The organism is Brevibacillus sp. FIR094 (assembly GCF_050477165.1).
Taxonomy (GTDB): Bacteria; Bacillota; Bacilli; order Brevibacillales; family Brevibacillaceae; genus Brevibacillus.
Map to the genome: position 1 here is coordinate 26,540 of NZ_JBEAES010000017.1, position 23,868 is coordinate 50,407.

Here is a 23,868-nt window from a genome sequence, read left to right on the forward strand (position 1 = left end):
GTGACAAACGGAATTTTGTATGGAATGATAGACTACAACCCAAAACAGAAACTTTTTTGAAATGGGACCGTCTATATAAGATGTGGGGGAGAGAGAGAAAACCAGGAGGTAAATAATGGCAGCAAAGGCCAAGAAGAAAGTCAGGAAGAAAAAGAACAACTTGCTGATGATTGCCGTATCGTTTGCAATATTCCTTTTCCTTAGTGTGATTGGGGGCTACTTCGCCCTGTTGTATGCGGGAGACCGGATGATTGAGCAAAACGTACAAAAGCTACAGGACTTAAAAGCAGAACCAACTGTCATATACGACAAAAATGGTAAAGAGATGACGAGTCTGATTCGTCAGAAGAACCGTATATACAAACCGATTAATGAAATGCCAAAGACTCTGATCGATGCTTTCCTCGCCGTAGAGGATAAGCGCTTTTATGAACACAAGGGCGTCGATATGGTCCGGATCGGTGGCGCCATCGTCAATGACATCAAAAAAGGATCGTTAGCTGAAGGGGGAAGTACCATTACCCAACAGCTGGCAAGAAACGTCTTTCTCACCCTAGACCAAACGTTCTGGCGTAAAACAAAAGAAATGAGTATCGCGATTGGCTTGGAGCGCAAGTATTCCAAGGATCAAATTTTAGAGATGTACTTGAACCGCGTTTATTTGGGCGAAGGGGAATTTGGGGTAGAGGATGCTGCCCAGTATTACTTCGGCAAATCGGTAAGCGATGACAAATTTACCGTTGCGGAAGCAGCGATGCTGGCGGCCATTCCAAAAGCACCGACCACTTATTCACCTTTTAACAATCCGGAAAAAGCGAAATTGCGTCGAGACACCGTTATTCGTCTGATGTATGAGCAAGGAATCATTACCGATGAGCAAAAAGAGGTAGCACAAGCAGAGCCGTTGCCGAAAGAACCGCATGAAGTAGCCGGCGCCAGCTTGAAAAAAGGCTATCGCGCATTTTTTGACAATATGGTGGAAGAATCCGAAGCCACGTTCGGCGTGACAGAAGAAGAACTGTACCGCGGAGGCTGGGACATTTACACGACCTTCGATCCGAAAGTACAGGATGCCATGATAGAGGAATATGCCAATGCCAAAAACTTCCCGAAAGACGGCGCCAAGCGCGGTGTAGAATCATCGATGATTGTCATCGACGCGAAAACGGGCGGAATTGCCGGGATGGTGGGCGGACGCAACTATGCGCCAAAAGGCTTTAACTATGCGACAGACATGAAGCGTCAGCCGGGCTCCAGCTTTAAGCCGATTGCCGTGTTCGCTCCAGCAGTCAATAAAGATATCAACAAATGGAACGCGAATTCGCAGCTGAGCAACAAAAGGCAGAGCTTCAATGGCTACGAGCCGCGCAACTACAATAACCGTTACACTGAAACGATGAACATGAATCGGGCGATGATCGACTCTGCAAATATCCCGCCAGTATGGTTATTAAATGAAATCGGCGTAGCAGAAAGCTTGGAATACCTCAAGAAAGTCGGCATTGAGCTGACTCCGAACGATCGAAACCTGGCAATTGCCCTCGGGGGCTTGAGTTTAGGTACATCCCCGCGGGAAATGGCTCAGGCGTACACGCCTTTTGTCAATGGAGGGGTAGTGTCTGAGACGCACTCGATTACGAAGGTGGAGAACAAGGACGAGGGTGTTGTCCGTGAGTACCAGCCAAAACAATCTGAGGCGCTGAAGCCGGAAGCAGCTTGGGAGATTCACACCATGCTGGAGAAAGCGGTTCAGGAAGGGACAGGGAAGGCAGCGCGTATCTCTGGCCGCCATGTTGCAGGTAAAACCGGTACGACCCAATCGATAGCAGGCGACAGCAAAGCAAACAAGGATGCTTGGTTCGTCGGATATACACCGGAATATGTCGGTGCAGTATGGATGGGCTTCGATCCGGAGGACAAACAGCATTTGATGCACCAAGGAAGTAGCATGACAGCGCAAATGTTCTCCAAAGTGTTGGCAACAGCCTTAAAAGGTGTGCCGTCATCGGACTTCGTTCGACCAGCAGGAGCGGTAGAACATAAAGAGGTGGAAGTAGAATCAGAGCTCCAATTGGCTGCAGACATGTCATTGGACCCAAGTACGAATAAATTGATGGTCGTGCTTAGCTGGATTGGTGGAGCTGACGGCGATACGTACGATCTGTACCGCATTAGCGAAAACGGCGAAAGACAGCTCATCTCTGCGGGTATGAAGGAAACCTCTTATGTAGATGTGCTGGATAGTCCGAAACAGTATCAGTATCAAGTCGTTCCAAGAAATGCACAAGGCGAGGAAGGTACACCTTCCAAACCAGTCCCAATAGACTCCAAGAAGCTTGAGAACCTGATTAATGGAGATCCAGGTCATAATGGGGACGGTAATGAGCAAGGACAAAATCCGGGTAGTACCGAAAATGGCAATGGTGAAATTCCACCTGACCAAGGTACCGGAGGAACTGGTGAGCATACAAATAATGGAGATGGTGGGCAATCGCCAAATCCGGGAACAGGTGAGGTTCCACCGGATATCGCGAATCCAGAACCGAGTCAGACAAATGGTTCCTCCAATGAAATCCAATTACCACCTCCTCCACAAGGGGATGGGCAGAACCAGTTCCCAGATGCATCAAACGGCTAAAGATTAGCCCAGCAAGAACGATTCAAAACCGATTCGACTATTTGCACAGCTTCTTTCGCGTGGTACAATACCAATAAATCGGGAGACAGGGGGGACAGTCCATGTCTGGCTACGCACAAAGAGATCTACCCACATTTTTCAAAGAACAGTTACGCCAAACCAAGGTGAATTTTGAGCGAGCTCTTGACTGTAAACACACCGATTTCGATGATCTTTACCCATACATGAACGAACAGCCACAGTTCTTCTGGTACAAACGTTACGTGGCTTGGTCAGAATTGCTGACCGTCGTACGTCTAGCTGAACAATTGGGTATTGAGTGGACAGAGGATTTCAGTGAGCAGCAGGTAGAATTCATTCAAGGTAAAGTTCTGCAAGGAAAAGTGCTCGATTATTGGAACCCAGAAGAAGAGCAAGAAGAATCGATGAGAGAATTGGAAGAAGAAAAATAGATGTGAAAGTAAAACATGGCGCGTTCCCACTTCCGGGAACGCGCTTTTTTGCGTGCACGACGTTCATATTCAAGGTGTCTAATATCCCATACATGTTTAAGAATTTTTGTAAAAAAATGTATACATTCTTATTCTTCTTTTCCGTTATATGCATTGGCACCATAATTGCAATTTTAAGAGCGTGTATTTGTTTCCATTCCAAATGGAGAGAAGGTGAATCTGCACAAAACAAAATACGGCTTCCTCGCAACAAATGAACATACGGTTACCATTCAAAGGAGGTTTACTCATTCATGAAGAAAAAATGCCACACAGTACACACAAGCCGCATGATGGCTGGTGTCCTTCTCTCGACATCATTTCTATTGGGGACGGTTGGTAGTCCTGTCCAAGCCTTGGCAGTCAAAGATTATGCAAGTACGATTGGTAGGGATGGGAGTCAAAACGTTCCGCCTTCAGGAAAATATGCGGAGAGAAGGCTGGACCCGATTACCTCGTTTCAGCATCAATCCAGTGACGAAGCAGGAGGATATCCGCATCCAGTGGAGCCAACCTGGAGTGTAGAGGAGCAAGAGTCTTCTAACGAACAGCCTCGGAGTATGAAGGCAAATATCGAAAAGTACGCGATGTCCGATTTGAACAAGCTCAGCTACGACGAATTAGTCAATGTACTGGTGACGATCAACTGGGAGCAGATTCCTGAATTGTTTGATTTTACATCTGATTCGTATGCCTTTTATAACGATCGTCAGCGCGTTCAAGCCATCATTGACGCATTGCAAGTCAGAGGCACACAATACTCCAGCAGCGATTCCAAAGGAATTGACACTTTGGTTGAGGTGCTTCGCTCTGGATACTACCTCGGCTACTACCATCAGGAATTATCCTATCTCAATCAGAGAAGTGAGCATCAAAAAGTGTTCCCTGCTCTGCAAGCCATTGCAGATAATCCGAATTTCAAATTAGGGACAGATGCTCAAAATGAGGTAATAGGTGCATTTGGTGGACTTATCGGAAATACTTTTGTAAGCGCTTCCCTCGTAGAGAAAGCTGCACCGATCATCCGTCAATACGAAGAACAAATGGATACGTTTATTACGCAGCGGAGTGCGGGTGATGCTGTTTTCCGTATCATGAGCCAGTTTAGCTATATTCTGATGTGGAGAGTGGATGAACCAACCAAGCAACAGGAGTTTTACGGCAAAATAGATACGTATCTGAACGAGTTGGGAAATCTCGCCTTGCATGGCGATACAGATGAAGCGAAAGAATGGGTCCTCGACAATGGTTTTTATCACAGTGCTTATTTGGGAAAATACCATTCCAATCCGAATAAGGGCAACGAGGTCCTCACAGAAGCGTTAGAGCTTTATCCGTATGTGGGACTTCAGTATATGCAGGTAGCGAAGCTGATCCAGACGGTCTATGGCGGAAAAGATGCGCAAGGAAGGGACATCCAGTTCAACAAGATTCGTGAGGATGCCATGGAAAAATATCTGCCTAAAGAATATACGTTTGATGACGGAAGCATCGTCATGAAAACAGGCGGAGACGTCACAGAAGAAAAGGTGAAGCGGTTATATTGGGCGGCAAAAGAGGTAAAAGCTCAGTTTCATCGGATGGGAGGACGAGATGAACCGATGGAAGAAGGGAACCCCGACGATATTTTGACCATTGTCCTTTACAATAGTCCATCCGAGTACAAGATGAACAACCCTCTGTATGGCTATGAAACGGACAACGGGGGTATGTATATCGAGGGAAAAGGAACTTTCTTCACCTACGAACGAACACCGCAGCAGAGTACGTACACACTGGAAGAATTGTTCCGTCATGAATTCACGCACTATTTACAAGGGCGCTACGCTATACCTGGCTTGTGGAATGAAGGCCCGATTTACAGAGAAGAGAGACTGTCGTGGTTTGAAGAAGGAGGAGCGGAACTCTTTGCAGGCTCCACACGAACAACAGGTGTTCTGCCTCGAAAATCCATGGTCAACAATCTGATTCGCTTTGGACAAAATAATTGGTACACGGCGTCTCAAACGTTGCATGCACGCTACGGCACGTGGGACTTTTATACGTATTCATACGCCTTGCAGTATCACATGATGAAAGAGAACTGGAACAAGCTCGATGATATCATGGATTACATAGAGGCCAATAACGTAGACGGTTATGACCAGTTAATCCGTACGCTCAGCAATGATTCAGAGCTAAATCGGGAGTACCACCGTACCATGGAATCGTTGGTAGACAGCTATCCTGATCTGACCGTGCCGCTGGTGTCGGATGATTATCTGGTAACGCCGGACCCGAAAGCAAGTGCAGAAATCTTCCAGGAAATTGAAGATGTCACCGGATTGCAAAATGCGTCTACCAAAAGGCACGATTCAGAGTTCTTCCAAACCTTTACGTTAACAGGGACGTACACGGGTACGCAGGCAGAAGGAGAGAAGGAAGACTGGAAAACGATGAGTCGCATCACAGACGAGTTTCTAACCACGCTTACTTCCCATCCATGGAACGGCTACAAAACCGTAACCGCCTACTTTACCAACTACAGAGTAAATGCATCCAATCAGTTTGAATATGATGTCACGTTCCACGGGGTACTTCCAGAACAAGGAGATGGAGAAAACCAGCCGCCAGTTATTGTCATGAACGGCCCGACAAAAGCAGCCGTAAACAAGGAGGTTGCGTTTAGTAGTAACGGAAGCTCCGATCCGGATGGTAGCATCGTATCTTATCTGTGGGAATTTGGAGATGGCACAAGCAGCAGTGATGCCAATCCTACGCATGTCTACGAAAATCAGGGAGAATATACCGTGAAACTGCGAGTAACGGATGACAAAGGAGCGGTTACTGCGAAATCGATTACTATCACGATCGAGAAGCAGGGTGGAGAAATGGAGGAAAAGGAACAAGAGCCAAACAACAGCTTTTCAGAGGCAAATCTGTTGAAAAGCAATGTGGAGTTGAGTGGTCAAACAAGCAAACAAGACGACAAGGACATTTTTGCCTTGAAAGTACTGGGCAACGGAACAGTGAAAATCAACGTAACGAGTGAGCATGATACTGGTTTGAACTGGGTCGTTCACCACGAGGATGATCTGAATGAATATGTCGCTTACCCCAATACCTCAGGAAAAATGCTCTCCGGTGAGTTTGAAGCATCTCCGGGTACGTATTATTTGTCCGTGTACAACTTTAACGGTGAAACCATTCCATACAAAGTAACCGCGGAGTTGCCAGAAGAAGAATCAGAACCAACCGAAACGGAGCCGAACAATTCATTCGATGAGGCTAATGCGCTACAGTTGGGCGAAGAGATAAGGGGTCAAACCGATCGTACAGATGACAAGGACACGTACATTATTCAGGTTGAAGAGGAAGGAATCGTTCACGTTACGGTAAGTAGCGAGAAGGACGAAGGCTTAAACTGGGTGGTGTTCCATGAAGATGATCTCGATACGTATTTCGCCTACCCAAAAAACGTAGGTAAGAAATTGACTGGAGAATTTGAGGCAAAACCAGGGAAGTATTACTTGTTAGTCTACAACACGAACAACACAACAATTCCGTACACAGTTATCGTAAAGGCAGAGTAATCCCCCATTCATAGGAAAACAAGCCCTCTCTACCCTTTTTTTAAAAGGAATAGAAGGGCTTGTTTCGTTTGATAAGCGTCTGGTAAAAATCAGCGCGTAACGGGATAGCGTTCCGAACGTCTTTTCTTTACGTAGCCTGAGAATCAATGGAGCCAATTGTAAATGACTTGTGGCGTCTCTTCCTCAGGTCCAGCCGGGAGAACGAATGGAACAGGGTTGCTCCAAGGCTGGGCAGGGGACGGAGCATTAGAGATAATGAATTCTGTCCCCAATGAAACAAAGCTGTACAGCTCCTCGACAGCGGCATTGTACAAGCGAACACATCCGAGCGAAACAGATGAGCCGATGCTCTCGGGATGGTTTGTCCCGTGGAGGGCATACCCGTTCTCCTGAAAGACCATGCCCCTCGTTCCATAAATATTGTCATGTCCACGGGGCTGATTGATTTTTTGTTGAATGGTATAGTAGCCTTCGGGTGTAGAGCCGTTTTTGCCTATGGCGACGGGATAGCTGCGTACCAGATGGGAACCGCTGATGAGCTTCATCGTATGTGTCGAGGTAGACAAGTGAAGCTGTAACGGTTCGAAAGGCGCCACAGGCTCCGGATAGCCGGGAAGCGGAAGCACATTGCGCAAGCTGTCCCATGCGGACTCTGGCAAGAAGGCTTTGGGATGATACGGATAGCTTTTTAACAAAAGTCGCTTTGGCGGCACTGGTATTTGCGGCAAATAATTGCCTGGATAAGCGCCAGCCAGATCAGACAGCTGGGTAGGCAACGTACCCGTTTGCTGATAATAGCGATATAAGGCGTTTCGCAAGATCAGCACATGCTGGAGGGTTAGCTGCTCATCCGTGAGTTCTGCTTTACCTGTGGCAAGTGTCGGTTCTTGTTCCAACTGCACAGGTTTATCCCACCATTTTTCACTGAGAACAGTCCGACTCGTCGGATTGTAACGCAAGATGCCTCGGACTTCGCGCGGCTGATAAAACAGCAAGGGACGAAACAACGGCGAACCAGGTACTTCTGGGACAACCATCACTGTAAAAGGCTGCGTAAGAGCAGGACGCCGGGACTCTACATAGCGCCGGACCTGTTCAGATAGCTCACGGGCGCTGAGTGTAGGAGGAACTGCGATGACCTCGACATGTGGCTGCGTTTGTGCTGCTGTCGGTACGGGCTGTTTGGCAGCCTGTGGCGTTGTCTTGGTTGACGCATCCCTCAACAGTCCTGGAGAAAAAGCGAATTGAAAATAGAGAAACAAGAGTGAAGCCAAGAGTAAACGTGTTCGTTGGCCAAACGTATTGCGCTGTCGCTCCCGTAGTAGTCGTTGATAAGCGTCACGCGTCTCGCTGTAGTACGAGCCTTGCTTGGATACCAGACCACGCCTGTACGCTTCGAGAGCCTGTTCCGAGTTTCCTTGTGCCTCCCGTTCTTGGCCAAGGTGAAACCAGCCGATGGCTTCGTTTGGATACTGAGTCGTATACCACCGGTAAAAGGCGAGGTCGCTCTGATCCGGGTATTTCATATGAAATGTACTTTTTTCCTGAAGAAAGGAAACCTTGTCCACGGATACTTCTCCTCCAAATAAATGAGCGTTCAAAAGGCGCCCTTATAAGGATGTATCGGCGGGTGTTGGGAAAATAATGAGAGTGGAGGACAAAAATGGTCTATTTGCGAACGATCAAGCTGCTGCGAGAAAACTTTCCCAACACGAAGGAATATCCGTTTCACTTGCCCTCCTTGCGCAAGCTGGAAGCAATCGAGCTTGAGAGCAGTGTCACTTTTTTTGTAGGAGAGAATGGCTCAGGCAAATCGACCTTACTGGAGTCGATTGCCTATCAATGCGGTTTTAACACGGCTGGCGGATCGCGTCACAACTTTTATGAGGTGCATCGCTCGGAGGCGATTCTGGGTGACTACATACGCCTTTCCTGGCTGCCCAAAATAACGAATGGCTTTTTCCTGCGAGCGGAGAGCTTCTATCAGTTTGCCAGTCATATCGACGAGATGGGCCCTAAAAGCTATCAAAACTACGGCGGACGCTCGCTGCATGAACAGTCGCACGGAGAATCTTTTTTCTCGTTGTTTGCCAATCGCTTCAACGGCAGGGGAATCTACTTGCTGGATGAGCCCGAGGCTGCTCTTTCACCGAAACGCCAGATCGCTTTTTTGTACATGATGCGCGATTTGATTGAGGACGGGGCGCAATTTATTATTGCGACGCACTCGCCGATTCTGTTGGGTTATCCCGGAGCGACTATCCTCAATTTTGACGAATCGCCCGCTCAAGAGGTGAATTATCGCGATACGGAGCACTATCAATTGACGCGCCGTTTCCTGGAGAAGCCCGATCTATTTTTAGATGAAAAATAATTTTCATTCTTCCTGTCACAAAAATCGCCTTGGCGGTTTCTATTAGATGAACGAAGCAGTAGAGGCATTCGTCAATGGCGCACGCAGGAAGGAGGAATCCAGTGGGGGTGCAAGCAAACCTGGTGATGAACCATGCTCGAGTAGAGGATCAAGCAGATACCTTTCAAGAATTGTTTACGACCTATTATCCGTTTGTGGTCAGACAGATCATGCGAATTGTGAAAGATCAACAAACGGCAGAAGATATTGCACAGGATGTATTTCTCTCCTTTTACCATACGGATCGCACGGTAATCGAACATATCCCGGCATGGCTGTCCAAGTCCGCGCTCTATGCAGCGTACAATTATCTTCGTTCAGAAAAACGCAGGTACGCAAGACAAGAGCGGAGTGCATCCGAGCAAGAGCACGTCAGCCCTTCTACAGAAGAGATGTGGCTTGCAAAAGAGTCCCAGAGTATCGTCCGCGATGTGCTAGAGGAGCTAGATGAGCGAGAACGAACCTTGCTGGTCATGAAATATTCCGGATTTCCTTATGCGGAGTTGGCTAAAGCGACTGGGACGCCGATCAGCTCGGTGGGAACACTCCTTGCGAGAGCGAAAAGTAAATTTCGTACCATCTATGGCCGGATGAGGGGGGAAGAGGAATGAAATGTGCTGATACAGGCTTTATCCAGGCGTTCTTGGACGGTGAATGCAGCTCAAAAGAAAGTGAGCAATTCCTGCTTCATCTGGAGAACTGTGAAACCTGCCGCACACAGCTGGACGAACTGTCCGCGTTGGATAGCTGGACGCGTGAAAAGATGGAAGAACATGCTTTTTCCGAGACAAACGATGTGAATGTCAATACGGAAGCAGCGTGGCAGCGATTTTCGCAAACAATCAAGAAAACGACTGACACATATGCACAAGATCGACAAGCGATAACCAATCGAGCAACAATCAGAAGGAGCTGGAATCAGATGAACAAGCAAACTAAAAGATGGGTGACAGGCGCTTCGGCAGCAGCAGTATTGGCTGTATCCCTGTCTTTCCCCCAAGTACAAGCAGCAGCGAACGATTTTCTGTCCATTTTCCGCATGGATAAAGTAGAGTTTGTCAAAGTGACGCAACAGGATTTGCAAGAGATCGAACAATGGATCGCTAACGGCAATGTGGGCGAGATGGAACTGAACGGGATCGGAAAAATTTGGATTGATGAAAACGATCAAGAGAAACTTGAGCAAAGAAGCTACTATTACAACAACAAGGAATCCGCTGAAAAGGCTGGAGTGAAGCTGCCACAGCTGCCGAAGGACGTCACGGTGGATAGCGTAAACATCCAATCTCCTTACACCATGCACATGGAGATCGATGCCGAGCGTGCAAACAAACTGTTGGCTCAATTGCAGGTAGAGGCGCGCTTTGACGAGAAGCTGAGTGGCAAACGCTTCTCCTTGAAGATTCCACAGATGCAGAACATCTGGATGACCGCAGGAAAAGAAAACTTTGGCTACTCAGTCATAGACGCACCTGAGCTAACTGCTCCAGAGGGAGTCGATCTGGCACAGCTTCGCGAGACACTCTTGGCCCTGCCGTTCATTCCAGATCAAGTGAAAAAGCAGATGATTAGCATCGAAGACTGGCAGCATACGCTCCCTGTGCCATACATGGCAGACGGCGATAGCAAGATGAAGGAAGTAAAAGTGAACGGTCAAAACGGAATGCTGATCACAAATAAATACAATACACATCTGATGTGGCAGCAGGATGGACAGATTCACATGCTGCAAGGCAGCGATAAGAACGCTGATGGGCTGTTGGATTTTGCAAAACAATTGAAATAAGTAAACAAATAGTGGGGCATTGGCAGAGTTTTCCTGAAGGGGGAGGGCTCTGCTTTGTCCCGTTTGCAATGGAGAAAGTGAGGTAAGCGATGTCAGATTATGTGATAGAGACCTGGGAGTTGACCAAGCAATATAACGGTAAAGCTGGCTGCAAAAATATTACGCTACAAGTACCGCGCGGCTCCGTATTTGGTTTCCTTGGTCAAAATGGAGCGGGTAAAAGTACCTTTGTCAGGACGATGCTCGGGTTATTGCACCCAACGAATGGCAAAGCGGTTATGCTTGGGCAGCCGATTGGCAGTGTAGAATCGCGAAGAAAGGTAGGGTACTTGCCAGAGCTGTTCCGCTATCCTGATTGGTTGACGGGCCAACAGCTCTTGGAGCATCATGCCGAGTTGTGTGGATTAACACATCGCGAGAGCAAATCAGTGATAAAAAATGTCGTCGAGCTGGTCGGAATGGCTGGACGCGAGCGTGAACGCATCCGGGGCTATTCCAAAGGCATGCAGCAGCGTATCGGGATTGCCTGCGCACTCTTATCCGATCCAGAGCTGATCTTCCTCGATGAGCCGACCTCCGCACTGGACCCAATCGGGCGAAAGGAAGTACGTGAGCTGATCGCGCGGCTGCGTGACCAAGGAAAGACGGTTTTTCTCAACAGTCATCTACTGAGTGAAATGGAGAGCGTGTGCAACTACGTCGGGATCATTCACCGTAGTGAGCTGGTCGTACAAGGCGACTGGCGCAAGCTGAGCACCGTCCAACCACAAATTGAATTGACAGTGGACAAGGATAGCGCGGGCTTTCATAATGGGCTTCCTTCCTTCGTCACAGAGAGTCGTCTCGTAAGACAAGAGGAAAACCGTGATATATGGTTAATGACGCTGGATCAGGACAATCGGGTACCCACTCTGTTGCAACAGGTGATTGCTTCAGGGGCTGGAGTACATGAAGTCGTGCGCAAGCAGCAATCACTGGAAGACGTATTCCTGTACTGGGTGCAGAGAAAGGAGGGGGAACGACATGTGGCCGATCATCAAAATCACATATAGAGAAATGATCTCCAAGCGTATTTTCACGATTACGCTGATCATGTCGCTGGCCTTCCTGCTGCTGTTTGGACTTGCAACAGGCTATGCGATCAAGGAAATGAAGGAATCGTTCGGGGGCTTAAGTCCAGAAGCTTTGCTGCAAAAAAACTTCTTTTCCACGCAGCTCTTGGGGATGGGCTTGTACTTTGGCTCCGTCATTACGGCACTTTTGGCGATTTTGAGCAGTGTCGGGAGCATTGCCTCTGAAATCGAGAGCCATCAGATCGATACGTGGCTGGCACGCGCACTTCCTCGCTACAAGTATGTACTGGGGAAATTTTTCGGGTTGGCAAGTATGTTGGGGCTGTACGCACTCCTGATGTTCTTCGGGTTATTGGGGATCAACCAATGGGTGGGTGAAGGTATGCTGGCTGTTCAGGTAGATGCTGGTCAAATCCTGAAAGCAGCTGCCTTCTTCGTAAGTATGCCGATCATCCTTGTTTGTGTAGCGATGTTCTTAAGCAGCATGACCACTACAGTGACGGGTGGTATTATCCTGATCATTCTGTATGGGATCAGCTTCGTTGGCGGCTTTATTGAGCAGCTCGGTGCGGTCTTTAGCAATAGCTCGCTTACCAACATTGGGATTATTTCCAGTCTGCTCTTTCCGGCAGATTCACTGTTCAGGCAAGCGACGCTTTCGCTATTTGATTCTGCTGACGATCCGCTGTCTTTTGCTTCGCAAGGCATTTTCGGCACGACTTCTCCTCCGAGTACTGCCATGCTCATCTACACCATTTTCTATGGCATCGTGGCGTTGGGGCTGTCCATTCGGGTGTTTCAAAAGCGAGATGTATAAGAGAAACAAAAGAACGGCTGATTCGTGCCGTTCTTTTTCTTTTCGAATGCTGGGTCTATCGTTCCCCGTTAGTTCCATGCTATAAATCTGTTCCTATGCCAATTGTTTCGCAATCTCCCAGGCATGTCCTGCCGGATCGATGAATGAAGCCGTTCGTACTCCCCACGGCCGTTCGATCGGCCCGTTCAGTAGAGCAACCCCACGTTTTTTCAAGTCTTCACAGACCTCATCCACGTCATCGACCCAAATGGTGAGCAGGAAACGCAATCCGGATTCACGTGTTGCGACTGTTCCCGGTTTCATCAATTCGTGTGACTCGGAAATATCCAAAAGGTTCACGCTCATATTCCCGAAATTAAACACCGACGAAACCTGGTCTTCATATACGGCTTGAAATCCGAATACCTCCTGATAGAATGCCTTCACCTTCTGAAAATCCTCAACAAACAGCGTAATGACATCCACATTCCTAGATCCTAAACTCTTCATATGAACACCCTGCTTTCTGCTTGTAAATTGTTGTCATTCATTCAATCATAGCAAATATGAAAATTGATATTTCTTATGAATTGCTTTCTTTTCACTGTTTATAATTTATTTTTCTAATTTTAATACGCTATTTATTCGAACATTTGCAATTGAATTCGGTTCAGCAAATTCCAATATTGTTCAACCATGACCGATGTCGGATACGGCATCGAATGGGTAATCCACCATTCCAATACACCCACTCCCGCTGAAATGAAAAATTGCACCGTAATATCCTTGTTCAATTTCCGATCGAGATTGATCGAATCCAGATGCTGGCTCAGACTTTGCCGGAACATTGTCTCCATTTGGTTTCGGAAAACCGCGTTACCCTTGCTCTTCAGCATTATGGAATAGAAAGATGCATGCTGCTCCAAATATTCAAACGTGCGCTGTAGCGCGGTTTTGGAAGTGAGATGAACCATGCCCTCTTCAGGCATACAATTGCGCAGTAACTGGTTAATTTGATCTTCCATACATTGATCGAGTAGATCGTACTTATCAGCGAAATGCAAATACACCGTTCCTCGATTGACATTCGCTTCCTCCGCAATTTGATTGACCGTCATGCTCTCGAAGTCCTTTTCTGACATCAGCCTCATAAAAGCATTCATAATCGCTTGCCTCGATTTTTGAATACGTCTGTCCATATCGTTCTCCCCTTAATCCTATATAAAATGAACATATTGAAGCCCTCTGTTGAAAAATCAACAACCGGGCTTGTTTTAACCATTGAACATCATCTATCGCTCTGATACGTTTTTACTATATAAACCACATGTTGAAAATTCAACTTATGTTCAATTTAAGAGGAGGCATAATCATGAAAGCTATTGCTTTGACAAGCTTTGGAATCCCCGAAGTACTAGAGGAACTGGAAGTGCCAGTTCCCACACTCACCGATACACAAGTTCTAGTCGAAATGCGTGCCTCCTCCATTAATCCTGCGGATATTTTAATGCGCAGCGGCGCGATTCTTCAGAGTCCGATGGCTGATAAATTTCCGGCTCAACTGCCGATCGTTCTTGGTTTTGATGTAGCCGGCATCGTAAAAGAGGTTGGCGAAAAAGTGCGTCATTTCAAGTCGGGGGATCGTGTCATGGGCTTGGTTCCGATGGGTTCCTACATGGACTACGTTGCGGTGGAGGAAGATCATCTTGCTGTTATCCCGGAGAGTCTTTCCTTCGAAGAGGCAGGCGCTGCGCCTGCGGTTGCCCTGACAGCTTGGCAAGCGCTGTTTGAGCATGGCCGTCTCCAACCGAGACAACGCATCCTTGTTCATGCCGGTGCCGGAGGTGTGGGACATGCGGCGGTCCAGTTGGCCAAGCAACATGGAGCATATGTTATCGCAACTGCGAGGGACTATAATCATGATTTCGTCAAAGGACTCGGTGCGGACGAAGTGTTAGACTACACGAAAGTCGAATTTGCCGCCAAAATAACCGATCCTATCGATATCGTGGTTGATTCCGCTATGGACCCATCCACAATCGGTACCGGGCTACCAGGAGATCGGGGAGAGAAAAACTACTCGGTCATCAAGGATGGCGGCTCCTATATTTCAGTGGCGGCATTTACGATCAATCAATATCCAAAGGTCCGGGGCATTGACGCGCATTTCTTCCATGCAAGACCCAACCGTACCGATTTTGATTCTATTGTTCGCCATATGCAAAAGAACAAGTTGAGTATCCACATCAATGAGACCTATCCCTTTACTGCTCAGGGTCTGCTTCAGGCGTACCGCAAAAGCGAAGAGCTGCCGAAACGGGGGAAAATCGTCATATCGAAAAGCATGGGGTAAACATCTTGCTTAGTGAAATGGCTAATTTCTGAACTAGTGATACCCGTTACTTCAATGATCAATTTGGAAAGGTCGACTCAGAAAGTAAGTCTGGTTCAAGCTTCCAAATATTCATTCCCTTTTTCGTCTCAACAAACGACCATTTCGAGTTCATATAATAATTATTGAACTCAAGATTTGATGGGCATGCGGAGAATACCGGGTAACCAATTTGTGATAGTAAATATCTCATGAGATTCTTATGACGATACTGTTCCTCTACGGCAAACTGATAAAGAGAGATTGTGCCGTTTTTCTTTAGGTAGATTCTTGCTGCTGCGATAATGATGTCTTCTATATTCATAACAACAACAGATCGTCTTTTTACGGCCGCTCGAAGTCCTAATGGGCAAAGAAACTCCTCATTGTACACTGCCTTATTCTCGCGAGTGATATGTTTTGAAAAAAATGACTCAAGTTGTTTAATATCCTCAACAACGGCAAATCTTACGTTCAATTTTTAACCACTTCCCCGAACAGCTTACTTTCCAATCCATACGAAAATATCTCCATCAGGAATTTCCATTACAGCAACATACCCGGATTTTCCAATCGTCTCCAAAAAAGCATGGATGAGAGTTTGCGGAGCAGTACGTACCATTTCCGATGTAAGATAACATGTATTTTTCCCTCTTTCTAAAAATAATAGTTTTCATATTATTGACTTCGGCGAACCTCTTTTTCTGACAGATCATATTTGATCTGTTGTTGAAATCTAAAAAAAGAGGTGATTATTAACGTCTTCCATCTTACTAATTTGCCCGTTAGCGCAGATCGGCTGCCGATCTATACCGGCAGCCGCGTTTTAGTTATTTATTAAGCTATCGAACCTGTTAGCTTAATGAGTCTCATCTAAATTCAAGAGTTAAACCCACTCCAACCTCCAATACATTCGCCACATCTGATAATGCAATTTTCGATTTCAAATCTGTACAATGACATGCATGTAAATATTTCGGTTTGACAGTCTGAAAATATTCCACAGTTTTATTCATCTGATATTCTCCAGGGTTTAGCAGATGAAATCCTCCGATTATATCGAGAATCCTATCGTCTCCACAAACTTTTTTGGCATATTCAATAGTATTGCAGATTCCTGAGTGTGAACATGCAACAATGATGACAAGTCCGTTTTCAGCTTTATAAACCAGTGCAGAATCATCCAGCAGGTAGTCCTCTGAGATTTCGCCATCTCTTGCCAGTTGTCCAATAGCGTTATCCGCTTCAAAAGACATAGTCCTTTCAATTTCACCTAGGAAGACCAACTTCTCCGTCAGCCACACCGGCTTTTTGGTGTATTCCAATTTAAAGTGCCTACTGATTTTCTCAGCAGTTAGCAAACTCCCTATTTCTTCACCATTCAAGAGTTTGCTGTAGAATACATCGGGATGAGCAATAATGGTTGGAAGTCTGAATTCTAATTGTTCAAGTTTCGCTTCAGAAAACATTCGAATGAGCGGATCTAGTCCCCAGGTATGATCGTTATGTCCATGTGACAGCGCAAAGTAATCAAGTTTTCTCAAATCAATTCTCATCTTTTCTGAATTGCGAATGAACACATCTGAGTATCCTACGTCGAACAGTATCCTCTTATCTTCATCTTCGATTAAATAAGAAACAGCTGGCTCACCAACAAAGTAGCGGTCGATGTAAGTATTATTATCAACCAGCACAGTTAATTTCATTGAGATATCCTCCTTATCATGTCGTAAGACCTAATGTCCCTCCACAAAACCAAGCAATTATATTATACCGAAATTTCTGTCACTAAATTTCATTCAAAACAAAATACCTTATCCCAATTGCCACGTGGATTATATTTCCAAACTATCTTATCAGGAACTGTTACTCGTGGTAGAATGCTGTCAGACAGCGCCTTGTGGACGAAACAGGCGCAGAGGGGGAATGATTCAGTGAAGCCTTGTCCTTCTTGTGGAGCACAAATCGAGGCAAACGAAGGATATCTGTTTTGGTGTGAACACTGTGACTGGAATGTAGCCGTCCTATCGAAAGAACGCCAAGGCAAAGCTTGGGAACGCCTTGAGAGGAAAATGCGTGATACATACGGCCAAGCCTTGTTCAAAGAGCTAAAGGGCCGCACCGAGCTCGTAACCAAACAGGGGGTAAGCGAGAGAGTGGCATCCGCGTACTCACTTGTCGTTATCGGATGTTCCGTTGCAGCCTTTCTCTTTTCTTTGTACGGACTTGTCGCCTGGTATAGCAGCCCCTTTATCCTCATAAGCTGTCTGCTAGTCCTCCTGTTCGCATGGTTGTCGCGGCCTCGAGCCCATCCGTTTCCGAAAATGGCCATTCTTTTGAATGCTGATGAACACCCAACCACCATGAAGATATTTGAAACCGTAGCACAAAAGATGGGGGTCGAAAAAAGAATACAGTTCGCGCTCTCTCCTTACTATGAGGCGTATACCACTGAATATGGATGGCGCAGAAGGAGGGTGGTTGTCATCGGTTATCCACTATTGTTTGCGTGCACACCGGGAGAGTTGACCGCACTGCTTGCCCATGAGCTGGCTCATTGCCGTAACAATGACATTAGGCGGAGTGCTCTGGTATCGCATGCACAGCGTATTCTCCTGAATTGGTGCGACTTGCTTGACCCAATCCAAGACGAGGATGATGAATACCATTTTTCATTCATCGCCACGTTCAGCAGGGGGATCATGCGGCTTCTATTTTGGATTCCCTATCGTTTGCTGGCTGTTCTTATTCATCTTTATTGGAATCAGAGTCAACGTGCTGAATATGAGGCGGATCGTATGGCGGCTCAGCTTGCAGGCAGTCAGCATCTCATTTCCCTGTTGCAGATCATCCACATGAACGATGTGGTGGAGCCACTGATCGCGAGACATTCCTTGCAGAAGCAAAGTATGACACTGGGTCAGCATTTGCATGAGACTTTTTCTAAACTGCCTGGAAAGGAAAAAATGCGCATAGTGCGCATCCTGGAAAGAAGTCAACAAAGCATGGACACGACACACCCTGCGACTCATATGCGGATCGCCATGCTGCTGCATAAAGATGCTCCTCCTGCTTATCAGATATCGGATTGGGAATACAACCGGATATGCCAGGAAATGACCGACCACCTACAGGAAAAAATGGAGCATCGAATCATAGATGACTATCGCGCCAAGCTCGCTTAATTTGGCGGACGTAAGGCTTCTCTATTATTATTTCTGTCCAAATTGATTCTCCTTATGGTTGTAATGTGATTGTTGGTTGTTCGGATGCAAAACGCTAAATGGACGAAAAGGCCTTGCCTGGGAGCTCTTCTCTCTCAGGTGGGGCCTTTTCTGAGGAGTCTGCTTCTTCGTTTTCAAATTCTGTTTTAAAATTCAGGCAGACTGACTCTACCAATCAAAACAGCGGTAGAACTATCGATCCCGTTAGTTTTGCGAACTTTTTACACTGTCTACTCAAAGGGGATATTATCAAGTGCGAGGGCTTATTCCTAATTATTAATAGTCTGTGTATACGAAGACATAGTAACCATCTGTTTCGCCATTAGATGTTTTTTTAGGAGACAATATACATTCATGCTCCGATCACCATATGCGCATGTCATGATTTTTATGATGTTAATAGAGCAAATGCGGTTAAAACAGTTTATGCGCATATTCTATTCGGATTTTTACGAACATTGTTATAATGACAGCACAATATGAAAGCGCATTCGTTATGGTTACTACAACATCATTGTAAGCGCATTCTTGCAAGGGGGAACTAGCGTATGCTGGCATTACTTGGATTTCTCATGGTAGCCGTTTTCATGTACTTGATTATGTCGAGACGGCTTTCGGCATTGGTTGCTTTGATTGTTGTTCCTGTTGTTTTTGCGTTGATTAGCGGATTTGGTTCTACAGAAATTGGCGACATGATGCTTTCAGGTATCAAGAAAATTGCTCCTACAGGAATTATGCTGTTGTTCGCCATTCTATACTTTGGAGTTATGATGGACGCGGGTCTGTTTGATCCATTAATTAAGAAAATCGTGAAAATTGTGAAGGGTGACCCACTGAAGGTGATTGTAGGTACAGCGATTCTCGCTACCTTGGTCGCACTGGATGGAGATGGAACCACGACGTATATGATTACCGTTACCGCGATGCTGCCTTTGTATCGCAAGCTGGGAATTAGACCGATGATTTTGGCAGTCGTGCCGATGCTCGCACTCGGTGTCATGAACATGACACCTTGGGGTGGACCGACAGCACGTGTCATGAGTGTACTGCATATGGATGTTTCCGAGATTTTCGTCCCTGTTATTCCTGCGATGATTGGTGGAATTGCGTGGGTTATGATCGTAGCCTGTATTTTGGGCAAACAAGAGCGTAAGCGTCTGGGGATTATTGAGATAGCAGATGAAGATTTGCAATCGCTTGCAGGACAAGAAGTAGCGGCGACAGATGATACTGCTGCAATGAAACGTCCGCGCCTGATCTGGTTCAATCTGTTGTTGACAGTAGCTCTGATGGTCGGTCTGATTACGAGCTTCTTGCCACTGCCGACGATGTTCATGCTCGCTTTTGCCATTGCCCTGTTTATTAACTACCCGAAAATGCAAGATCAGAAAGAGCGGATTGCAGCCCACGCAGCTAACGCACTGGCTACGGTATCCATGGTATTCGCTGCGGGAATATTTACAGGCATCCTGACTGAAACGAAAATGATCGATGCGATGGCGAGCACACTCGTTTCCTGGATTCCGGATTCACTTGGTTCTCATATGCCTCTACTCGTAGCGCTGACAAGCATGCCATTCACGTATTTCATGTCTAACGATGCGTATTACTTCGGGATCGTTCCCATCCTGGCAAATGCAGCAGCAGCTTACGGAATCGATCCGGCGGAAATTGGTCGCGCTTCCATCCTGGGTCAACCGCTGCATGTACTCAGCCCATTGTTTGCAGCACAGTACCTGTTGATCGGAATGGTTGGGGTCGATTATGCGGAAAGCCAAAAGTTCATCCTGAAATGGGCGTTTGGAACATCGATCGTGATGATTGCGCTTGCTCTTCTTACCGGAGTTATCTCATTCTAGTCAACTATAAGAAGTAAGAAATAAAAAGAGGCCTGTTTATGGCCTCTTTTTTCGTCATCGAGCGAAATGAGATACAATGAGAAGAAGAGGAGGGAACGATGTGCGTTTTCACAGCAAGCTGATGTTGATTATTTGCTCGCTCCTTTTTGGTGTGACTGTCATACTCGGTACGATGTTTGAACAGATGCTGGCGGGCGTATTGGAGCATGAGATCGGGACACGCGCACTGCATACCGCCAAGACCGTCGCGCAGATGTCCGAGATTAAACAGGCGTTTGACGCAGAAGATCCTGCCAAGATTATCAATCCAATCGTGGAAAAAATACGCGTGGACACGAATGCGGCTTTTATCACAGTGGGAAATTTGCAAAGCATCCGCTATTCCCATCCTGATCCAGAGCAGATTGGCAAAAAGATGGTGGGAGGCGACAATGAGGCAGTATTTGAGGGGCAATCCATCATCACTGAGACAGTCGGTTCGCTTGGCCCTGGACTCAGAGGAAAGACACCGATCTATGATGAGGAAGGAAAGGTGATGGGGGTCGTTTCTGTCGGCTTTTTATTTGAGGATATAAATGAAACGATCGAATCGTATCGCAATCGAATCTTCGTCATCGGCATCGTCACCTTGCTCTTGGGTGTAGTGGCTACGCTTATTCTTTCACAGAATGTAAAGAAAGCGATATTTGGTTTGGAGCCTGAACAAATCGGGCGATTGTATCAGGAAAATCAAGCCGTGCTGGAATCGATTCGCGAAGGCATTGTGGCGATCAATAAGGAAGGGGCGATCACGCTCGCTAACCAGACCGCTCTCCATATGCTGGGGCAAACGAAGGATAAAGACAGAATCATGGACAAACAGGACGAGCTGGTTCGTTCACTGGGCCTTCATGAGGTCATTGAGACAGGGAAAGCCGAATTTGACCGCGAAACGAATGTGGACGAGCACGTATTAGTCGTGAACCGCGTCCCCATTATCGATAAGGAGCGCCATGTTATGGGGGCGGTAGCAAGCTTTCGCAATCGGTCCGAGCTGTTCGAGGTCACACAGGAGCTGTCACGTGTGAAGGAGTACGCAGAAGTCCTTCGTTCCCAGACACACGAGTATTCTAACAAACTGCATCTCATATCAGGACTCATCCAGCTTGAATCGTATCAGGAAGCCATTGAAACGATCTCTTCTGAGCTAAATGTGCATGTCCACAATACGACGTTTATTATGCAAGAAGTCCCCGACCCATTGATAGGTGGCTTGTTGCTCGGGAAGCTGAATCAAGCCAACGAACGCAAAGTGGAATTGAAAATTGATCCAGAAAGCAACTTCCGTGACATTCCTACCTCGATTGATCGCTCACAGCTCATTGTTATTCTCGGCAATTTGATAGATAATGCGATGGACGCTGTAAAAGCTCCAGATGCATTTGCACCAGAAATCACGATCTTTTTGCTCAATATGGAAGAGGTCTTGCTCATAGAGGTAGAGGACCGAGGGCCAGGCATCTCCGAAGAACATGCTGAACGAATCTTTGAGCTGGGCTTCTCTACCAAGCAACAGCCGAATCATGGCTATGGACTGCACTTAGTCAAACAAGCTGTTTTACATGTACACGGCAATATTACGCATACGGGAAATCCGGTAGGCGGAACGATTTTTACTGTGACGATACCAAAGGATGCACGCACGGCAGAACGGAAGGAGGCCGTTATAGATGATACGGGTACTCATTATTGAAGACGACCTGAGAATCGCAGAGGTAAACCGACGCTTCGTGGAAAAAGTGGAGGGGTACGAGGTGATTGGCATTGCCACGAATGGGCAAGAGGCCAAGGACCAAATGGAAATTTTGCAGCCTGATCTCGTGTTGCTCGACATTTATTTTCCGGATATGGACGGCCTCGATTTTTTGTCGATCATAAAGGAGCAGTTCCCTACAACGGATGTCATCATGCTGACAGCAGCCAAAGAAGTGGATGCGGTTGTAGAGGCGATCCGCTATGGTGTATTCGATTTTATTACCAAGCCACTTATCTTTGCCCGCCTGCAACAAACGTTACGGAATTATCAGGAGTTCAGGCAAAAGGTGAGTGATTGGAAAAAAGACACCGATCAGATCAGTCAAGCCCAAATCGATGAGCTCATTTCTCGGACAGGCCAAAAGAAGACAACTGAGCCAAGGGCAGTCAAAGGCATTGATCAAATTACGTTGGACAAGATTTCAGGCTTTCTCATGCAAACGCAGGAGGCTACGACGGATTTGGTCAGCAAAGAAACAGGCATCAGCCGTTCAACAGCAAGGCGATACCTAGAATATTTAGTAGCCAAAGGAGACGCCATCGCAGACCTTTCGTACGGTGTCGTCGGACGTCCAGAGCGCGTATACAAGAGCGTCGGGCGGCAAAAAGAATAATAAAAAACCCTCCGTGCCCACAAGTAAGCTTCAAAACCTACTTGAGAGTGCGGAGGGTCTTTTTGTATTAAATAGGCATTTAAAAAGTACCGATGAACCAACAAAGCTGGCGAGAAGAAAAAGCTGCTGGCGTGTCAGAGTCGAAGAGAGCTGTGCTTTTTCTTCTCCTCCCCTATGTTGACTCAAACCAGGGTCTACTTAATCACACAGCTCGCTTCCACCCGATAAATGCGCTGCCCACGAGAAGAAAAGCGCTCCTCGTACTCCGTCATCACATTATCTACCGCCAGCTTGGACTGATGCAGGTCAAAGGTGATATTGCGCATCTGGAAGCGCTCCGCAGCGAATTGGTTGAGTGAAAACTCAAAAAGGTTCTCATTGTCTGTCTTCATATGAATCTCGCCGTCTGCCACAAGTACCTGACGATACGTGTTCAAGAAGCTCTTGTAAGTAAGACGGCGTTTCGCATGACGGGTTTTTGGCCACGGATCACTAAAGTTCAGATAGATGCAAGAAATTTCGTGATCGGCAAACAACTCGGTCAACTTAGAAGCGTCGTACTGGACAAAGGCCAGATTCGGAACAGCTTTGTACTCTGTACGCTGGACAGCGCGCAGAACGACCTCCGCCTTCAGTTCAACCGCAATGAAATTGATGTCAGGGTGACGCTCGGCCAGTGTATTAATGAAACGTCCTTTTCCACAGCCGATCTCCACATGAATCGGATTGTTATTCCCGAAGCGTTCCTTCCAATTTCCTTTATAGGAAAGGGGATTGTCTACGAACGTCGGATATTCTCTCAGGGCCGCTTCGGCACCTGGAATGTTACGCAGTCGCATATGTGCCTCCTTCAAAACGAACTCCTATCTACTTTACGATGACTCCCTGCTAGTTGCAAGTAGAGAGAAGAAAGGAAAGAGAGATTCCAGAGGCAGAGTACGTGAAAAAGGAGGGAAAAGGGGTTTTTTGTAAAAGGAACTAGGACAAAAGTCACGTGTGACGCGGGTTTTAATAAATGGGCGCTGGATAAATTTTGCCAATTTAAGAGGGACATTATGGTAAGAAAATAGACTGGAAATTTGAGGAGCGCCTGTTAAATCAAGCGTGAAAGCGTCAAGCGGTAATCGTATCCAGTTGAAAAAATAGTTTTTGGTAAGTTTTTGGTAATTTCATAGAGGGTGGGCTTTGGTAAAGTAGAGAACAAGTGAGAAGTCAGCCAAACTTTGCATAAAATGGT

Annotated in this window: 19 protein-coding genes; 13 read left to right on the top strand and 6 right to left on the bottom strand. The window is 46.6% G+C overall.

The annotated features are described in order from the left end of the window. Positions 1-115: 115 nt before the first annotated feature. The 3 genes from ACQ5DJ_RS16650 to ACQ5DJ_RS16660 all read left to right on the top strand — a co-directional run bounded on the left by ACQ5DJ_RS16650 (position 116) and on the right by ACQ5DJ_RS16660 (position 6,701). The gene (locus ACQ5DJ_RS16650; protein WP_429843455.1) at positions 116-2,638 is read left to right on the top strand and encodes a PBP1A family penicillin-binding protein; all 2,523 of its coding nucleotides are present in this window, start codon (positions 116-118) and stop codon (positions 2,636-2,638) included. Positions 2,639-2,739: 101 nt separating this feature from the next. Continuing rightward, complete coding sequence (locus tag ACQ5DJ_RS16655) at positions 2,740-3,090, top strand: hypothetical protein (RefSeq protein WP_007721499.1); 351 nt, start codon at positions 2,740-2,742, stop codon at positions 3,088-3,090. Positions 3,091-3,383: 293 nt separating this feature from the next. Next, entirely contained in the window at positions 3,384-6,701 is a 3,318-nt protein-coding gene (locus ACQ5DJ_RS16660) for a collagenase (protein ID WP_429843456.1), read from the top strand. A gap of 143 nt (positions 6,702-6,844) precedes the next feature. Here the strand turns inward: ACQ5DJ_RS16660 and ACQ5DJ_RS16665 are convergent, their stop codons facing one another. Further along, positions 6,845-8,269 carry a L,D-transpeptidase family protein gene (locus ACQ5DJ_RS16665; protein ID WP_429843457.1) on the bottom strand — a complete coding sequence of 475 codons (1,425 nt, stop codon included), beginning with the start codon at positions 8,267-8,269 and terminating at the stop codon, positions 6,845-6,847. Between the two features lie 95 nt (positions 8,270-8,364). Between ACQ5DJ_RS16665 and ACQ5DJ_RS16670 the strand changes: the two genes are divergently transcribed. The 5 genes from ACQ5DJ_RS16670 to ACQ5DJ_RS16690 all read left to right on the top strand — a co-directional run bounded on the left by ACQ5DJ_RS16670 (position 8,365) and on the right by ACQ5DJ_RS16690 (position 12,790). Further along, a complete protein-coding gene (locus tag ACQ5DJ_RS16670) occupies positions 8,365-9,075 on the top strand; it encodes an AAA family ATPase (protein WP_429843458.1) in 711 nt (236 codons plus the stop codon). A gap of 101 nt (positions 9,076-9,176) precedes the next feature. Then, positions 9,177-9,725, top strand: coding sequence for an RNA polymerase sigma factor SigX (locus ACQ5DJ_RS16675; RefSeq protein ID WP_429843459.1), 549 nt, complete (start codon positions 9,177-9,179; stop codon positions 9,723-9,725). After that, entirely contained in the window at positions 9,722-10,900 is a 1,179-nt protein-coding gene (locus ACQ5DJ_RS16680; RefSeq protein ID WP_429843460.1) for an anti-sigma factor family protein, read from the top strand. The genes ACQ5DJ_RS16675 and ACQ5DJ_RS16680 overlap by 4 nt, the downstream gene beginning before the upstream one ends. Before the next feature lie 89 nt (positions 10,901-10,989). Beyond that, positions 10,990-11,952, top strand: coding sequence for an ABC transporter ATP-binding protein (locus ACQ5DJ_RS16685; protein ID WP_429843461.1), 963 nt, complete (start codon positions 10,990-10,992; stop codon positions 11,950-11,952). Beyond that, positions 11,924-12,790 (top strand): ABC transporter permease subunit, encoded by an 867-nt coding sequence (locus ACQ5DJ_RS16690; RefSeq protein ID WP_429843462.1) that lies wholly within the window; start codon positions 11,924-11,926, stop codon positions 12,788-12,790. The genes ACQ5DJ_RS16685 and ACQ5DJ_RS16690 overlap by 29 nt, the downstream gene beginning before the upstream one ends. Positions 12,791-12,883: 93 nt before the next feature. Here the strand turns inward: ACQ5DJ_RS16690 and ACQ5DJ_RS16695 are convergent, their stop codons facing one another. Then, positions 12,884-13,279: a VOC family protein gene (locus ACQ5DJ_RS16695; protein WP_429843463.1), complete on the bottom strand. Its 396-nt coding sequence runs from the start codon at positions 13,277-13,279 to the stop codon at positions 12,884-12,886. 131 nt (positions 13,280-13,410) lie between these two features. Continuing rightward, positions 13,411-13,968, bottom strand: coding sequence for a TetR/AcrR family transcriptional regulator (locus tag ACQ5DJ_RS16700; protein WP_429843464.1), 558 nt, complete (start codon positions 13,966-13,968; stop codon positions 13,411-13,413). A 173-nt stretch (positions 13,969-14,141) separates the two neighbouring features. On the opposite strand from ACQ5DJ_RS16700, the gene ACQ5DJ_RS16705 reads away from it, so the two are divergent. After that, entirely contained in the window at positions 14,142-15,122 is a 981-nt protein-coding gene (locus tag ACQ5DJ_RS16705; protein ID WP_429843465.1) for an NADP-dependent oxidoreductase, read from the top strand. A 58-nt stretch (positions 15,123-15,180) separates the two neighbouring features. Here ACQ5DJ_RS16705 and ACQ5DJ_RS16710 read toward each other — a convergent pair whose 3' ends face one another. Then, positions 15,181-15,618, bottom strand: a complete 438-nt coding sequence (locus tag ACQ5DJ_RS16710; RefSeq protein ID WP_429843466.1) for an N-acetyltransferase — start codon at positions 15,616-15,618, stop codon at positions 15,181-15,183. A gap of 391 nt (positions 15,619-16,009) precedes the next feature. Further along, positions 16,010-16,846 carry an MBL fold metallo-hydrolase gene (locus ACQ5DJ_RS16715; RefSeq protein ID WP_429843467.1) on the bottom strand — a complete coding sequence of 279 codons (837 nt, stop codon included), beginning with the start codon at positions 16,844-16,846 and terminating at the stop codon, positions 16,010-16,012. Positions 16,847-17,074: 228 nt separating this feature from the next. On the opposite strand from ACQ5DJ_RS16715, the gene ACQ5DJ_RS16720 reads away from it, so the two are divergent. The 4 genes from ACQ5DJ_RS16720 to ACQ5DJ_RS16735 all read left to right on the top strand — a co-directional run bounded on the left by ACQ5DJ_RS16720 (position 17,075) and on the right by ACQ5DJ_RS16735 (position 22,631). Next, entirely contained in the window at positions 17,075-18,325 is a 1,251-nt protein-coding gene (locus tag ACQ5DJ_RS16720) for a M48 family metallopeptidase (protein ID WP_429843468.1), read from the top strand. Positions 18,326-18,912: 587 nt separating this feature from the next. After that, a complete protein-coding gene (locus ACQ5DJ_RS16725; RefSeq protein WP_429843469.1) occupies positions 18,913-20,223 on the top strand; it encodes a CitMHS family transporter in 1,311 nt (436 codons plus the stop codon). A 100-nt stretch (positions 20,224-20,323) separates the two neighbouring features. Continuing rightward, positions 20,324-21,955 (top strand): ATP-binding protein, encoded by a 1,632-nt coding sequence (locus ACQ5DJ_RS16730; RefSeq protein WP_429843470.1) that lies wholly within the window; start codon positions 20,324-20,326, stop codon positions 21,953-21,955. Continuing rightward, entirely contained in the window at positions 21,933-22,631 is a 699-nt protein-coding gene (locus tag ACQ5DJ_RS16735) for a DUF977 family protein (protein ID WP_429843471.1), read from the top strand. Before ACQ5DJ_RS16730 ends, ACQ5DJ_RS16735 begins: the two co-directional genes overlap by 23 nt. 194 nt (positions 22,632-22,825) lie before the next feature. Here the strand turns inward: ACQ5DJ_RS16735 and trmB are convergent, their stop codons facing one another. Then, the gene (gene trmB, locus ACQ5DJ_RS16740) at positions 22,826-23,470 is read right to left on the bottom strand and encodes a tRNA (guanosine(46)-N7)-methyltransferase TrmB (RefSeq protein ID WP_429843472.1); all 645 of its coding nucleotides are present in this window, start codon (positions 23,468-23,470) and stop codon (positions 22,826-22,828) included. Between the last annotated feature and the right edge of the window lie 398 nt (positions 23,471-23,868).

What these genes read in the sequence shown, in the direction of transcription:
- ACQ5DJ_RS16695 (WP_429843463.1), bottom strand. Translation starts at nt 13,279, where the DNA reads ATGAAGAGTTTAGGATCTAGGAATGTGGATGTCATTACGCTGTTTGTT.
- ACQ5DJ_RS16650 (WP_429843455.1), top strand. Translation starts at nt 116, where the DNA reads ATGGCAGCAAAGGCCAAGAAGAAAGTCAGGAAGAAAAAGAACAACTTG.
- ACQ5DJ_RS16715 (WP_429843467.1), bottom strand. Translation starts at nt 16,846, where the DNA reads ATGAAATTAACTGTGCTGGTTGATAATAATACTTACATCGACCGCTAC.
- ACQ5DJ_RS16705 (WP_429843465.1), top strand. Translation starts at nt 14,142, where the DNA reads ATGAAAGCTATTGCTTTGACAAGCTTTGGAATCCCCGAAGTACTAGAG.
- ACQ5DJ_RS16700 (WP_429843464.1), bottom strand. Translation starts at nt 13,968, where the DNA reads ATGGACAGACGTATTCAAAAATCGAGGCAAGCGATTATGAATGCTTTT.
- ACQ5DJ_RS16680 (WP_429843460.1), top strand. Translation starts at nt 9,722, where the DNA reads ATGAAATGTGCTGATACAGGCTTTATCCAGGCGTTCTTGGACGGTGAA.
- trmB (WP_429843472.1), bottom strand. Translation starts at nt 23,470, where the DNA reads ATGCGACTGCGTAACATTCCAGGTGCCGAAGCGGCCCTGAGAGAATAT.
- ACQ5DJ_RS16655 (WP_007721499.1), top strand. Translation starts at nt 2,740, where the DNA reads ATGTCTGGCTACGCACAAAGAGATCTACCCACATTTTTCAAAGAACAG.
- ACQ5DJ_RS16735 (WP_429843471.1), top strand. Translation starts at nt 21,933, where the DNA reads ATGATACGGGTACTCATTATTGAAGACGACCTGAGAATCGCAGAGGTA.
- ACQ5DJ_RS16690 (WP_429843462.1), top strand. Translation starts at nt 11,924, where the DNA reads ATGTGGCCGATCATCAAAATCACATATAGAGAAATGATCTCCAAGCGT.
- ACQ5DJ_RS16670 (WP_429843458.1), top strand. Translation starts at nt 8,365, where the DNA reads ATGGTCTATTTGCGAACGATCAAGCTGCTGCGAGAAAACTTTCCCAAC.
- ACQ5DJ_RS16725 (WP_429843469.1), top strand. Translation starts at nt 18,913, where the DNA reads ATGCTGGCATTACTTGGATTTCTCATGGTAGCCGTTTTCATGTACTTG.
- ACQ5DJ_RS16660 (WP_429843456.1), top strand. Translation starts at nt 3,384, where the DNA reads ATGAAGAAAAAATGCCACACAGTACACACAAGCCGCATGATGGCTGGT.
- ACQ5DJ_RS16685 (WP_429843461.1), top strand. Translation starts at nt 10,990, where the DNA reads ATGTCAGATTATGTGATAGAGACCTGGGAGTTGACCAAGCAATATAAC.